This is a genomic window from Paucibacter sp. B2R-40 (genome assembly GCF_025717555.1).
Classification (GTDB): Bacteria; Pseudomonadota; Gammaproteobacteria; order Burkholderiales; family Burkholderiaceae_C; genus Paucibacter_A.
Map to the genome: position 1 here is coordinate 53,517 of NZ_JAJIRP010000015.1, position 14,155 is coordinate 67,671.

Genomic DNA, 14,155 nt, shown 5'->3' on the forward strand with positions numbered 1-14,155 from the left:
AAACCGAAAGTTTCGCGCGATTACTTGATCATTTGATTCAGCTCACCCCGCGCATAGGCCGCGGCCACATCGACCAGGCTGCGCGCCTTGATCTTGCCGGCCTGGCCCTCGCAGCCGAACTCCTGAAAGCGCTGGCGCACGATGGACTTGGCCGCATCGCGGGCTGGCTTCAGGAACTCGCGCGGATCGAACTTGCTCGGGTTCTTGACGAAGAATTCGCGCACCGCCGCCGTCATCGCCAGGCGAATATCGGTGTCGATATTGATCTTGCGCACGCCGTGCTTGATCGCTTCCTGGATCTCTTCGACCGGCACGCCGAAGGTCTGGCCCATATCGCCGCCGAACTCGCGGATTTTGGCCAGCAGATCCTGCGGCACGCTGGACGAGCCATGCATCACCAGGTGGGTATTGGGCAGGCGGGCGTGGATTTCCTTGACCCGGCCGATCGCCAAGATGTCGCCGGTGGGCTTGCGGGTGAATTTGTAGGCGCCGTGGCTGGTGCCGATGGCAATGGCCAGCGCGTCGAGCTGGGTGCGCTGCACAAAGTCGGCCGCCTGCTCGGGGTCGGTCAGCAACTCGGCGTGCGTCATCACCGCGTCGGTGCCGTGGCCGTCTTCCTTGTCGCCTTGCATGGTCTCTAGCGAACCCAGGCAGCCCAACTCGCCCTCGACCGTCACGCCCAAGGCATGCGCCATGTCGACGACCTTGCGGGTCACGTCGACGTTGTACTCATAACTGGCGATGGTCTTGCCGTCGGCTTCCAGCGAGCCGTCCATCATCACCGAGGAGAAGCCCAGGTCGATCGCGCCCTGGCACACGGCGGGGCTTTGGCCATGGTCCTGGTGCATCACGACGGGGATATGGGGGTAGCTTTCCACCGCTGCCTGGATCAGGTGCTTGAGGAAATGCTCACCGGCGTATTTGCGCGCACCGGCGCTGGCCTGCATGATCACCGGCGCATTGAGTTCGTCGGCCGCCATCATGATGGCTTGCACTTGCTCGAGATTGTTGACATTGAAAGCCGGGATGCCATAGCCATTGACGGCGGCATGGTCCAGCAGTTGGCGCATTGAAACGAGAGCCATGAGAGAGTCCCTTGGGAAGTTAAAAAATCTTGCGAATCCTTGCTGATCCCTGCGAACGCAGCCTAGCGCCAAAATCAAGTTTTGGGTGATGTAACCGCGTTGTAACTGGCGGCGATTCTAGCGGCGGCTTTGCGTTGGCAAAGCAAGGGCTGCCTCGCTTGTGCACCTGGCCCTGAGCATTTAGGCTCGCAGTGCCCCATTTTTCACGGCTTAGCGAACTTTGAAGCCATGGACACTGCGGTCAAGGGAGCCTTGCATGACACGTTTAGCCATTGATCAGTTGACACTCTGGATCACCGCCGCCGCGCGCGAACACTCGCACGATCTGGCCAGCCATCTGGAGGAACGCACCGGAGCCAGCCGCCGCGCATCGCTGGCAGCGCTGCGCAGGCTGGTCGACGCCAACTGGCTCAGCCGCAGCGGCAGCGAACGCCGGCCGATTTATGGCCCGGGCCTACTGCGCCAAGTGGCGCGCAGCTATACGCTGCACGGGCTGCAAGAAGACATCCCCTGGCAGCGCGACTTTGCGCCGAACTTCGATCTGCCGCCCCATGTGGCGCGCATGATTCAGCATGGCTTCACCGAGTTGGTCAATAACGCCGCCGACCACAGTGGCGGCAGCAGTGTCACCGTGTCGCTGCGCCAAACCCCCAGCCACGCACAGCTCTTGGTGTCCGACGACGGCTGCGGCGTGTTCGACAAGATCTGCTCGGCCTTTGACATCGCCAACGCCCAGCACGCGATGCTGGAGTTGAGCAAAGGGCGGCTGACCAGCCAGCCCGAGATGCACACCGGTCGCGGCCTGTTCTTCAGCTCGCAGCTGGCCGATGTGTTCGACATTCACGCCAATGGCACCGCCTTTCAGCGCCGCGCCTGGGAGAGTGGCGGCTGGCAACCGGGCCGGCCGATGCCGCGCCAAGGCAGCTCGATCTATATGTCAATCTCGCTCGACACCAAGCGCACGCTGGATCAGGTCTTGGAGGCCTGGAGCCTGGACGGCAGCGGCATCGAGTTTGACCACACCACCATCGCCCTGAGCCTGCTGGCCGGGCCGGGCCAGCCGCTGGATTCGCGCGCGCAAGCCCGCCGGGTGGCTGCACGCCTGCCCATGTTCAAGCGCGCAGAAATCAATTTCGACGGCGTGGTCGATGTGGGGCACGGTTTCACCGATGAGCTGTTCCGCGTCTTCGCCAAGGCCCACCAGGAAGTCGAGTTGCTGCCCACGCACATGACGCCGCGTATCGCGGCGCTGGTAAAGAGCGCGCAAAACGCTTGAGTCAGCGGGCGTCAAAGCTCACTGCTGATCAGCGCCTTGATGGCCTCGGATTGAGCCCGCATGGCGGCGTTCAAGCGCGGCAAGGCCTGCGCGAGCTGATGGCCGCGCGCGGCCACAAAATGCACCGGATCGACCTGCATGGGCGCCGGCAAAACGGCAATGCCGGCCGCGAAGCCCGATTCCTGGCGCAAGACCTTTTCCACCCCCCAAGGCTGCGGATTGCGATGAGAGGTCAGCATCACATCGCAGCGCCCGGCCATCAACATGCGCGTGCGCGCCGCCAGATCACCGTCCACTTGCTCGACCCTGAATAGCGAACTCTGTTTCGCTGCCTCAAAGGCCGAGCCATAACTGATGCCCCGGGTGACACACAGGGTACGGCCGCCCAAGTCGGCCAAGCCACGGTACACCAGCGCTTGATCGCGCCGCACCACCATCCAGACATGGTTATCGAACACCGGCTGGCTGAACTCGAACTGCTGCTCTCGACTGGCGCTGCGCGACACCCCAAATGCCAGCGCCTGTCCGCGCTCGGCCATCAAGAGCAAACGCGCCCAGGGCACCGACTGGATCTGCCATTCAATACGCGCCGCCTGGCCAATCAGCTTGAGCATCTGCGCCACAAAAGGCCGTCGACTGGCGTCGCTGACAGCGATTGGCAGGTGCAGCCAAGCCTGGGCCGATGCACTCTCCACCCCATTCGCGCCCGCCGGGATTGGCATCGCCAGCGACAACGGCGCCAGCAAGGCGCAGCGTCGCCGCAGCAACAAGACATCAGGCCCGGACATCGCGGCGCCCGTCACGACCAGGGTTTTCGTCAAACAATCAGCGCGCCCCTGACTTGGCTTGCTCCGCAGAGATTGCCGCAGCTGGCGACTGCTGCGCGGCTGCACTCGCAGTCAAAGCGGCCATACGCGCCCGGTAAATCTGCCGCTCGCCAGCCGGCAGCAGCGCCTCGTAGCGTTCCCGCAAGAGTGCCCGTTCAGCCTCCATGCCCGGCAATTGATCAATCGTCTGTATCACCTGCTTGCCCCAAGCCGTGCGACTGCAAGACGGATAGGTGATGATCAAGCCCGGCGCCTCGATCAGCGGCAAGTACTCAAACTCACCCAAATCGGGCTGGGTTTTGCGCAGCTGCTCTACCTCGATCGCATAACCCAAGGTCACATCAAAACGCTTGCGCCCCAAGGTGTGCAAAAGCCCGGACAACAGCCCGTACTCGCTGAAGTCGAGCACCTGATCCGGCCGACTGGCGCGCGCTTGCTTCAAGGCCTCGTCAATGCCAAGGCCAAACCGCCGCTTGGGCAGCGTACCGACGCGCACTTCAGGCGACTGCTGCAGCAATTCGGCCAATGAAATTTCACCCCGTGCGCGTTTTTTCCAGCCGCCCGGCGGGGCATAGCCACGCCGCACGATCAGCACCGGCGGCAACTGGATGAAGAAGGCTTCGCTGCCAAAGACCGTGTAAACCTCGCGCTCGGGCACCTTCAAGCTCGACAAGGTGCACACCGGCTGCCCGCTCTGCATGTATTGAAAAATGCGCTCGGTGCTGCTGACCTCAAGCACGTGGCGGTACTCGGGCATGCGTTTGATCAGCGCGCTGAGGTACTGGTCTCTCAAGCCCGTGCCTTTGAGCGGGCCGTCCACGATGTGATAGGGCACGAAGTCCAGCAAAAGCCAGCGAATTACCGGCGGCTCCGGCTGAGTTTCAGACCGGGCCGGGTTCGCATACAAGCCCGCCAAAGCCAGGCCGGCCGAAAACACGGCGCTCCAAAACGGACGTAGGCGCAAGTTCATGCGCCGACTATAGCGGTCCGTATGCCCGATCGGCTTGAAAGGATCGGGGCCGACTAACCGCCGACGCGGCAGACCTTCAGCATATTGGTGCCGCCTGGGTAGCCCATGGGCTCGCCGCAGGTGATCGCGTAGGTGTCGCCCGGCATCAGCACGCCCTTGTCGACCAGAATCTTCTCGGCCGCCTTCAGCGCAGTGTCGCGGTCTTCGAACTTGGGCATCAGCAAAGGCCGTACATTGCGGTACAGCGTCATCTTGCGCTGGCTGATTTCCTGCGTGGTCAAGGCATAGATCGGCACTTGAATGCGATGGCGGCTCATCCACAAAGCGGTGGAGCCGGATTCGGTCAAAGCCAGGATGGCCTTGCAGCCCAGGTGATGCGCGGTGAACAGCGCGCCCATCGCGATCGACTGGTCGATACGGCCGAACTGGCGGCCAGCGAAATCGGTGTCCAGCGTGACGAACTCGGCGCGTTCGGCCTCTTGCGCAATCGCCGCCATCTGCTCGATGGTTTCGACCGGGAACTTGCCAGCGGCCGTCTCAGCGCTCAACATCACCGCGTCGGTGCCATCAAGCACGGCGTTAGCCACATCGCTGACCTCGGCACGCGTGGGCACCGGGTTGACGATCATCGACTCCATCATCTGCGTGGCGGTAATGGCGACCTTGTCCAGCGCCAGCGCCATCTTGATCATGCGCTTTTGCAAGGCCGGCACCGCCGCATTGCCGACTTCAACCGCCAAGTCGCCGCGCGCCACCATGATGCCGTCGCTGGCCTTCAGAATCGCCTCGAGGTGCGGAATCGCTTCCGAGCGCTCGATCTTGGCGATCATGCTGGGCTTGTGGTTATAGGGTTCGCCGGCCATATTGGCGAGTTGGCGGGCCATTTCCATATCGGTGGCGTTCTTGGGGAAGCTGATCGCCAGATATTCACAGCGGAAGCTCATCGCGGTCTTGATGTCTTCCATGTCCTTGGCGGTCAGCGCCGGCGCGGTCAGCCCGCCACCCTGCTTGTTGATGCCTTTGTTATTGGACAGCTCGCCGCCGAGCTTGACGATGGTGTGCACCGCAGCACCCCGCACTGCTTCGACCGTCAGCACCAAGAGGCCGTCGTTGAGCAGCAGCGTGTCCCCGGGTTTCACGTCGCGCGGCAGTTCTTTGTAATCAAGGCCGACGGCTTCTTCGTTGCCCAACTCGGTGCGGTCGGCATCCAGGATGAAGCGCTCGCCATTGATCAGCTCGATCTTGCCGTTCTCGAACTTGCCGACGCGGATCTTCGGGCCTTGCATATCGGCCATGATGGCGACCGCCTTGCCGGCGGCCATCGCAGCTTCCCGCACCATGCGTGCGCGGTCGATGTGGTCTTGCGCCTTGCCATGCGAGAAGTTCAGCCGCACCACATCAACGCCGGCCCGGATCATGCGCTCCAGGATCTCCGGGGATGAAGAGGCTGGGCCGAGGGTGGCAACGATCTTGGTGGCACGGGTCATGACGGGCTCTCGCTGAAATAAAGTTACAAGCGGCGATTATGAGCCGCTTTCAAGACGCCAAACCGGTTTCACGCGGTTACAGCATCAGCTCTTGGCCGCCAACACATCGGCTACCGCCAAGGCCGTCATATTGACGATCCGACGTACCGTTGCCGATGGCGTCAAGATATGCACCGGCGCCGCCGCACCAAGCAGGATGGGGCCGACCGTCACGCCGTGGCCGCAGGTCACCTTGAGCACATTGAATAAGATGTTGGCGGCGTCCAGCGAAGGCAGCACCATCAGATTGGCCGAGCCCTTGAGCGTGCTGCCGGGCAGGAAGGCGGCGCGCACCGACTCGGACAGCGCCGCGTCGCCATGCATCTCGCCGTCGCACTCAACGTCAGGCGCATGCTGCGTAAATAACTCGCGAGCCCGGCGCATCTTGACGGCCGAGGGCCGCTTGCTGGAGCCGAACATCGAATGCGACACAAAGGCCAGCTTGGGCGGCAGGCCGAAACGCTTGACCTCCTCGGCCGCCATCGCGGCGATCTCGGCCAATTGCTCGGCATCGGGCTGGTCGTTGACGAAGGTGTCGGTGATGAAGAGCGTGTGCTGCTCCAACATCAGCGCATTCATGGTGGCGAAGTTGCGCGCGCCGGGCTTCAAGCCAATCAAGTCGGAGACATGCTCCAGATGATTGTCAAAGCGCCCGACCAGGCCGCAGATCATCGCGTCGGCGTCGCCGAGCTTGATCGCCAGCGCGCCAATGGTGGTGGCCGAGCGGCGTACTGCCGCCTTGGCCATATCGGGTGTCACGCCGCGTCGGCCCAGGACCTCGTGGTAAGCCTCCCAATACAGACGAAAGCGCGCGTCGTTGTCCGGGTCGATGACAGCCACATCGGCGCCCAGCTTCATCCGCAAGCCAGCCCGATCAAGCCGCGCGGCAATCACCTCGGGCCGACCGATCAGTGTGGGCTTGACGATGCCCTCGTCCAGCGCCACTTGCACCGCGCGCAAGACTCGTTCGTCCTCGCCTTCGGCATAAATCACCCGTGCAGGATTGGCTTTAGCAGCGGTGAACACCGGCCGCATAAACATGCCGGTCTGATAAACATAGCGCTCGAGCGACTGGCGATAGGCCTCCAGATCAGCGATCGGGCGCAAGGCCACGCCAGACTCGGCCGCGGCTTTGGCGACCGCCGGCGCGATGCGCAAAATCAGCCGCGCATCGAAGGGCTTGGGAATCAGGTACTCAGGGCCGAAATGCAGCTCCTCGCCGGCATAGGCGGCCGCGACCTCGTCGCTGGTCTCGGCCTTGGCAAGTGCGGCGATTTCACGCACACAGGCCAGCTTCATCTCTTCCGTGATCTTGGATGCGCCGCAGTCCAGCGCGCCGCGGAAGATATAAGGGAAGCAAAGCACATTGTTGACCTGGTTCGGATAGTCCGAACGGCCGGTGGCGATGATGCAGTCAGGCCGCACGGCCTTGGCCAGTTCCGGGCGAATTTCAGGCTCCGGGTTGGCCAGCGCCAGGATGATGGGCTTGACGGCCATCTTGATGATCATCTCCTGCGTCAAGACGCCGGCGGCCGAGCAACCCAGGAAGACATCGGCGCCGTCGACCACATCGGCCAGCGTGCGCGCGGAATTAACTTGGCAGTAGCGCTGCTTCGATTCATCCAACTTGCCGGCCTTGGCGTCCTCGCGCTGATCCTGGATCACGCCTTTGGAGTCGCAGACAAAGATGTTCTCGCGCCGCACGCCCAGACCCACCATCACGTCCAGGCAGGCAATCGCCGCAGCACCCGCGCCCGACACCGCGAGCTTGACCGTCGCGATGTCCTTGCCTACGAGTTCAAGACCATTCAGCAAAGCGGCGCTGGAGATGATGGCCGTGCCATGCTGGTCATCATGGAAGACGGGGATGTTCATCCGCTCCTTGAGCTTCTTCTCGATGTAGAAGCATTCGGGCGCCTTGATGTCTTCCAGATTGACGCCGCCCAGCGTGGGCTCCATCGCGGCAATCATGTCGACCAGCTTGTCCGGATCGCGCTCGGCCAGCTCGATGTCGAACACATCGATGCCGGCGAATTTCTTGAACAAGCAGCCCTTGCCCTCCATCACCGGCTTGGAGGCCAGCGGGCCGATATCGCCCAGGCCCAGCACCGCCGTGCCATTGGTGATCACGCCGACCAGATTGGCGCGCGAGGTGTATTCGGCCGCCAGCGCCGGGTCTTGCTCAATCGCCAAACAGGCATAGGCCACACCGGGCGAATAGGCCAGCGACAGGTCACGCTGGTTGGACAGCGCCTTGGTAGGAGTGACCGCGATCTTGCCGCGCGTCGGTGCGCGGTGGTATTCGAGCGCGGCTTCGCGCAAGGCGGCTTCGGCCGGGGACAAGGTATCCGAATTGTTATTCATCGCAGTCTCCTGATTATTCATACTGGCCGCAGCTTAGCCTGCAGCTTTCACTTAATCGATGCCGAGTGCTTTAGGCGTCATGCAAAGATGGCAATACCCTATTCAGCTGCTGCACCGATGTTTGATGCGCCGAATTCAACTCGGTTGCGCCCCAGGCGTTTGGCACGGTACATCGCTTGATCTGCCGCGCTCACGGCGGCCTCCACGCCCGCCTCGCTGTCGGCCTGGGCGACGCCAAAACTGCTGGTGACTTGCAGGCCGGCCGGCCAAGCCAGACTGCTCAGATGCTGACGCAGGCGCTCGGCCACCGCAACCGCCTCACGCTCGGTCGTCTGCGGCATCATTAGTACGAATTCCTCGCCGCCCCAACGAGCCAGCAAATCCTCGCGCTGGATATTGGCCTTCAGATTGACGGCAAAAAACTTCAAGACCTCGTCGCCGGCGTCATGTCCCAGGCTGTCATTGATACGTTTGAAATGGTCAATGTCCACAAACACGATCGCCAGCGGGAACAGCAGCTCTTCCTGCGCCCGAATCAGCAGCTTCAAATCATGCTGTAGGCCAATGCGGTTAGACAAACCGGTCAGACCGTCGTGGTGGGCCTTGGCCTCGTATTCTTCGGACCGCATCACCAAGCGCGCATTGGCTTTTTGCAGCTCCCGTTTGCGCTGCAGGGTCTGCCCCAAGCGACGGCGGGAACGGCGCCAGTCCCACAGCAGATAGAGGGCCATGCTGAGCAACCAAACCGCAATCAGGCCCAGTCGAAACACCGCCGGCTGCACCCACAGGCCGACAAACTCGGCCCTGTCCAGATAGATTTTGTGCTCACCCGGCTGCACGCTCCCGCCAGTCGTCAAACTCAAGAGCTTGACCTGGTCGAGTTGCGGCCCTTGCAAGCGCACCGGCAATGGGTGCTCTTGCACCCACCAGGAGGCCACCATGAATTGCGACAACTTCAGCTCCAGCGGCATGGTCTCAGCGCTGGGATCAAAAACCAACTCATGCGGTTTGAGGTCGGCGACACTTTTTGAGCTGGCATAGGCCGGGTCAAAGTTGCGAAGAAACACCCGCAACTGCTGATGCGGCTCGGGTCCGCTCGCGCGCACCCATAGGCGCAGGCTGTCGAATTGCGTCAGGTCCAGCCCTTGCCCTGCTTGGCCAAGCCGGATCTGCATATCGCAGAACGGCCATTCGTAGCCGCGCTGAATATTGCAATGCAAGACCCAACCGGAGCCCTGCTGCTCGACTCGGGCGACACTGCGACCGCCCTCCTCTTGGTCGTTGACGGCGACGACTTGCGTCAATTTGAGCGTGCTGGCATCGAGGCGCAAGATGCGCGTCATCCAGTTCGCATTGGCATACAGGGCCAGCAGGGTTGACAGCAACAAACCCAGCAAGATGCGGCGTGCAATCATCGGCTTGGCTGGGTTGTTGAGTCCGCCGGGCTTGCCTTGATCAGGCCTCCTGAGCGCGCTGGGTCAAAATCTCGAAGGCGGGCAAGGTCTTGCCCTCAAGGATTTCCAGGAAAGCGCCGCCGCCCGTCGAGATATAGCCGATATCTTTCTCGATACCGTATTTGGCGATCGCCGCCAAGGTGTCGCCGCCACCGGCGATGCTGAAGGCGCTGGACGCGGCTATGGCGCGCGCAATCGTCTCGGTCCCATGTGAAAAGGCGTCGAACTCGAACACGCCGACCGGACCGTTCCAGACAATAGTGCCGGCGGCCTTGAGTTGCTCGGCCAGCATGGCGGCGGTCTGCGGGCCGATGTCCAGAATCAAGTCATCCTCGGCCACATCGGCCGCGGCCTTCACCGTCGCTTCGGCATCGGCCGCAAAGCGCTTGGCCACCACCACATCAACGGGAATTGGCACTGCCGCTCCGCGCGCCTTCATTGCCGCGATCACCGCCTGAGCTTCAGGCACCAGATCGGGCTCAGCCAAAGACTTGCCGATCTTCAGACCCGCCGCCAGCATGAAAGTGTTGGCGATACCGCCGCCAACAATCAGGCCATCAACCTTGTCGGACAGCGCCTTCAGAATGGTCAATTTCGTGGACACCTTGGAGCCCGCCACGATGGCGACCAATGGCCGCTTCGGTGTGGCCAGCGCCTGGGTGATGGCGTCGATCTCGGCCGCCAGCAAGGGACCCGCGCAGGCAATCTTGGCGTACTGCGCGATGCCGTAGGTGGTGCCTTCGGCGCGGTGGGCGGTGCCAAAGGCGTCATTGACAAAGATATCGCACAGCGCGGCCAGCTTCTTGGCCAAGGCCGGGTCGTTTTTCTTTTCGCCCTTGTTGACGCGGCAGTTTTCCAGCAACACCAACTCACCGGGTGCGACCTCGACCCCGTCGACCCAGTTGGCGACCAGCTTGACCTCGCGGCCCATCAACTCGCCCAGGCGCTTGGCCACGGGTGCGAGCGAATCTTCGGGCTTGAACTCACCCTCGGTCGGGCGGCCCAGATGCGAGGTCACCATGACCGCCGCGCCGGCCTTCAGCGCCAGCTCGATGCAGGGGATGGACGCGCGGATGCGGGTGTCTTCGGTGATATTGCCGGCGTCGTCTTGCGGCACATTGAGGTCAGCACGGATGAAAACACGCTGGCCGGCGACCTTGCCGGCAGCAATCAAATCGGAGAAACGAATGACATTCATGAACTTGAGCCCGGTATAAAAAAGCGTTTTGCACCCACAAAACTGGACGCTGATGGCCGCTAGCTTACCAAGGCCAGCGGCCTGGTCAGAACAGCTGGGTTACCAGCCGAGCCCGATTCTCAGCGCCAACATCACTGCGGTGCCACTGATGATGGTGCCCAGAATGCCTCTTTTCCAGTAGAAATAGGCGCTGCCGACCGCCACGGCATAAAGCCGCGCGTCCTTCCAGGTGTCGATCAAGGCCCCATGACTCATCACAATCTCGGGCACGATGACGGCCGCCAGCGCGGCCAACGGCGCATAGCGCAGACCTTGTTTGACCCAGTCGGGCAGCGGCAAGTCCTGCTTGGGGAGCAGAAAGAAGCTGCGGGTGAGCATCGTGATCATCCCCATGCCCAAAATGGCCAGAACGGTTTCCCAGGTGCTCATTGCTCCGCCCTCCGCTCGGGCAGCCAATGTTCCATCAACAAACCGACCGTCACGGCCACCGCGATCGAAACCAGGATGTTCAAGCGCAAGGGCAGGCCATAGGCCGCCACCGCCGCGCAGCCGGCCACCGCCGCCGAGACCCAGGTGTTGCGGTCCTTCAGCAAGGTGTAGGACAGCCCCAGCAGCGCCAACACGCCGGCGAAGCCCAGCCCCCATTCGGTCGGCACATGGTTGGCCGCCAGAATGCCGATGATGGACGGGATTTGCCAGGAGGCCCAATTCCAAGCCACACCGCCCCAGTAATAAGGTAACTGCGCGGGGTTTGGCTTGGGCTCGGGGAAGCGCTTCAAGAACGCCACGTAATTCAAATCAGCGGCGAAGTAACCCACACTCATACGCTGCAGCAGCGGCAGATGGCCGAAATACATACGCCACTGCACGCTGAAAATCACAAAGCGCAGATTGACACAAAAGGCCGTCGCCCACAGCACCCACATGGGGGCGCCACTGGCGATCAAGGGCAAGGCCGCCAGCTGCGAGCTGCCGGCAAAGACCACCAAACTCATCAGCAGCGCCAGCGGCACCGATAAGCCGCTCTTGACCATCGCCACGCCGGTGACCAAACCCCAGGCCGAAATGCCTAGGCTGACGCCCATCATCTCGCGCGCGCCGCGCCTGAATTCGGGCTGCCGCCACAGCGCCCCGGTCAATTCTGTTCTGCTCATACCGGGATTGTCACCCGCCCAGCAGGGGAAGCTTGTCACATGGCGGTCAGTTCAGCTTGGTGATCACACCACGGCCGGCCACCGAACTGCTGACCTTGGGCGAGCCTAAATAGGCTATATCGCCAGAACCGGCGATCGAAATCTTCAAGGTATTGACCGCATGCACGGTGGCGTTGCCGCTGCCTGCAATGCTGGCCTTGACCTCATCGGCCTGCAGGTCGCGCGCATCGATGTCGCCACTGCCCGCCACCGCCAGACTGAACTTGGCAACGCGCCCACGCGCTTTGATATCACCGCTGCCGCTGACCTGCACGCTCAAGCTGTCACTGCTGAGGTCGACAAATTCGACGTCCCCGGAGCCACTGACGCTGACGCTGACGTCGGGCGTCTTCATCGTCTCGACCCGCATATCGCCTGAGCCCGCGATGGCGATCGAGCGCAACAGCGGCAGCACCAGGGTGATTTGCGGGTCGCTCTTGCTAGAAAAGCTGAAGCCCTTCTTGCTGCCTATCTCCAGGGTGCGGCCCTTGCTGCCCTCGACCACGCGGGTCTCGATCAGCGGCAACAAATTCTTGTCGGCCTTGATCTCCAGCTTGACGGCTGAGCCTTGACGCACCAGCACCTTGTAACTGCCGGACAAGCTGATAGCGTCGAAAGTACCCAGGTCGCGCGTCTCACTGACCACTTCGCCCGAGCCCTTGACCTGTTCATTGAAGCCCCAAGTCCAAGCCTGAACGGGCGCGGCCAGCCCCAAAACACCAACAGCGGCGGCGGCAAGAAGAAGGCGGCGATTCGACATAAGGAGCTCCTGACTATCTGAAACAGCGTTGCAATGCCCGCATCTTCACCCGCGCAGAAGGCCAAGCGCCGCCCGAGGCGACAGACTGCGTAAGCCCGGGCCTGGAAAGTAAAAAAGCCGTCGCGAACGGTCGCGACGGCTTCCCAGCCCATGAGCTCAGGCAGCCTCAGTGAGCTGCGGCCTTGGGCTTGCTGTCTTTGGCCTCGGCCTTGTCTGCGGATTTTTCAGCCGCTTTCTCGCCACCTTTCGCCTTGGGCTTAACGTCCTCTTCCGGCTCGGCGCCCGGCTTGACCACCGGCGTACGCGGCACTACCGGTGCTACGCCCTCCAGTTTGTTCTCGCGCATGTATTCGTCCATCTCCTTCCAGCCATTGAAGACAGCTGCCTTCTGCGCCTTGGGGTTGAGCGTGTAGCAGTCCTCAATCGCGCGCAGCGCATGGCGGCAGGCGCTACCGATGGCCTTGCCCTCGGCCTCCTTGATGGCGGCTAATTTGGCGGGATCTTCAATACCGAGTTGCTCGCAACCTGTCATCAAGACTAGCGCGAGCAACGGCACAGCACGGAGCGTGAACACTGATTTCATATGCCTTTATCGGCCCGTTAAGTACCCGCTTGAGTCAGCCCGCAGTTGCACATCAGCGGCGCTGCGCCATTTCCATCAAGCGTGCGACCCGCTCTTCGGTGGCCGGGTGGGTGCTGAACAAGCCGGCCAGGCCCTTGCCAGAGAGCGGATTCATGATCATCATTTGCGCCGTCTCGGGATGGCGTTCGGCAGCGGCCATCGGGATGCGCTGAGCGAAGTTGTGGATCTTGGTCAAGGCCGAAGCCAAGGCTTGCGGGTCGCCGGCAATCTCGGCGCCGCCGCGGTCGGCCTCGAACTCACGCGCGCGGCTGATCGCCATCTGGATCACGCTGGCGGCCAAGGGCGCCAGAATCATTACCAACAAGCCGACCAGTGGATTGCTGGAGCGGCCCTCACTATTGCGCCCGCCGAAGAACATCGCGAAATTGGCCAACATCGAGATCGCGCCCGCCATGGTTGCGCTGACGGTGCTGATCAAGATATCGCGGTGCTTCACATGCGCCAGCTCATGCGCCATCACGCCGCGCAACTCGGCCGCCGACAAAACCCGCATGATGCCGGTGGTGGCGGCCACCGCCGCATGCTCGGGATTACGGCCCGTAGCAAAGGCGTTAGGTGCGTCTTCTTCAATGATGTAGACGCGCGGCATCGGCAATTCGGCTCTGGCCGCCAGTTCCTTGACCATGGTGTAGAACTGCGGCGCCGAGGTCTCGTCGACCTCGCGGGCGTTGTACATCTTCAGTACCAGCTTGTCGGAGAACCAATAGCTGAAGAAGTTCATACCCAACGCTACCGTCAGCGCCATCATCATGCCGCTGCGCCCACCTATCATGCCGCCCAGGGCCATGAACAAAGCGGTGATGGCGGCCATCAAAATAGCGGTCTTCATCAAATTGAACATAGTGATCCTTTCAAGTTC

Annotated in this window: 13 protein-coding genes; 1 reads left to right on the top strand and 12 read right to left on the bottom strand. The window is 62.2% G+C overall.

Annotated elements, in window-relative coordinates; translation table 11 throughout:
• Positions 1 to 20: 20 nt before the first annotated feature.
• Complete coding sequence (fba, locus tag LNV09_RS23315; RefSeq protein ID WP_263559460.1) at positions 21 to 1,085, bottom strand: class II fructose-bisphosphate aldolase; 1,065 nt, start codon at positions 1,083 to 1,085, stop codon at positions 21 to 23.
• A 256-nt stretch (positions 1,086 to 1,341) separates the two neighbouring features.
• Between fba and LNV09_RS23320 the strand changes: the two genes are divergently transcribed.
• Complete coding sequence (locus LNV09_RS23320; protein ID WP_263559461.1) at positions 1,342 to 2,361, top strand: ATP-binding protein; 1,020 nt, start codon at positions 1,342 to 1,344, stop codon at positions 2,359 to 2,361.
• Between the two features lie 11 nt (positions 2,362 to 2,372).
• Here LNV09_RS23320 and LNV09_RS23325 read toward each other — a convergent pair whose 3' ends face one another.
• From LNV09_RS23325 to htpX, 11 genes are all read right to left on the bottom strand, one after another.
• Positions 2,373 to 3,182, bottom strand: a complete 810-nt coding sequence (locus tag LNV09_RS23325) for a substrate-binding periplasmic protein (RefSeq protein ID WP_263559462.1) — start codon at positions 3,180 to 3,182, stop codon at positions 2,373 to 2,375.
• A 4-nt stretch (positions 3,183 to 3,186) separates the two neighbouring features.
• Positions 3,187 to 4,158 (bottom strand): TIGR02285 family protein, encoded by a 972-nt coding sequence (locus tag LNV09_RS23330; protein ID WP_263559463.1) that lies wholly within the window; start codon positions 4,156 to 4,158, stop codon positions 3,187 to 3,189.
• Positions 4,159 to 4,211: 53 nt separating this feature from the next.
• Positions 4,212 to 5,645: a pyruvate kinase gene (pyk, locus tag LNV09_RS23335; RefSeq protein ID WP_263559464.1), complete on the bottom strand. Its 1,434-nt coding sequence runs from the start codon at positions 5,643 to 5,645 to the stop codon at positions 4,212 to 4,214.
• A gap of 84 nt (positions 5,646 to 5,729) precedes the next feature.
• On the bottom strand, positions 5,730 to 8,048 hold the full coding sequence (locus LNV09_RS23340) for an NADP-dependent malic enzyme (protein ID WP_263559465.1): 2,319 nt from the start codon (positions 8,046 to 8,048) through the stop codon (positions 5,730 to 5,732).
• A 98-nt stretch (positions 8,049 to 8,146) separates the two neighbouring features.
• The gene (locus LNV09_RS23345; RefSeq protein WP_263559466.1) at positions 8,147 to 9,463 is read right to left on the bottom strand and encodes a GGDEF domain-containing protein; all 1,317 of its coding nucleotides are present in this window, start codon (positions 9,461 to 9,463) and stop codon (positions 8,147 to 8,149) included.
• Positions 9,464 to 9,503: 40 nt separating this feature from the next.
• Positions 9,504 to 10,700 carry a phosphoglycerate kinase gene (locus LNV09_RS23350; protein ID WP_263559467.1) on the bottom strand — a complete coding sequence of 399 codons (1,197 nt, stop codon included), beginning with the start codon at positions 10,698 to 10,700 and terminating at the stop codon, positions 9,504 to 9,506.
• A gap of 99 nt (positions 10,701 to 10,799) precedes the next feature.
• Positions 10,800 to 11,129 (bottom strand): branched-chain amino acid transport AzlD family protein, encoded by a 330-nt coding sequence (locus LNV09_RS23355; protein ID WP_263559468.1) that lies wholly within the window; start codon positions 11,127 to 11,129, stop codon positions 10,800 to 10,802.
• Entirely contained in the window at positions 11,126 to 11,854 is a 729-nt protein-coding gene (locus tag LNV09_RS23360) for an AzlC family ABC transporter permease (protein WP_263559469.1), read from the bottom strand. The genes LNV09_RS23355 and LNV09_RS23360 overlap by 4 nt, the downstream gene beginning before the upstream one ends.
• 46 nt (positions 11,855 to 11,900) lie before the next feature.
• Entirely contained in the window at positions 11,901 to 12,653 is a 753-nt protein-coding gene (locus tag LNV09_RS23365; RefSeq protein WP_263559470.1) for a head GIN domain-containing protein, read from the bottom strand.
• Between the two features lie 166 nt (positions 12,654 to 12,819).
• The gene (locus LNV09_RS23370) at positions 12,820 to 13,185 is read right to left on the bottom strand and encodes a hypothetical protein (RefSeq protein ID WP_411969342.1); all 366 of its coding nucleotides are present in this window, start codon (positions 13,183 to 13,185) and stop codon (positions 12,820 to 12,822) included.
• A gap of 103 nt (positions 13,186 to 13,288) precedes the next feature.
• Positions 13,289 to 14,137 carry a zinc metalloprotease HtpX gene (htpX, locus tag LNV09_RS23375; RefSeq protein WP_263559472.1) on the bottom strand — a complete coding sequence of 283 codons (849 nt, stop codon included), beginning with the start codon at positions 14,135 to 14,137 and terminating at the stop codon, positions 13,289 to 13,291.
• Between the last annotated feature and the right edge of the window lie 18 nt (positions 14,138 to 14,155).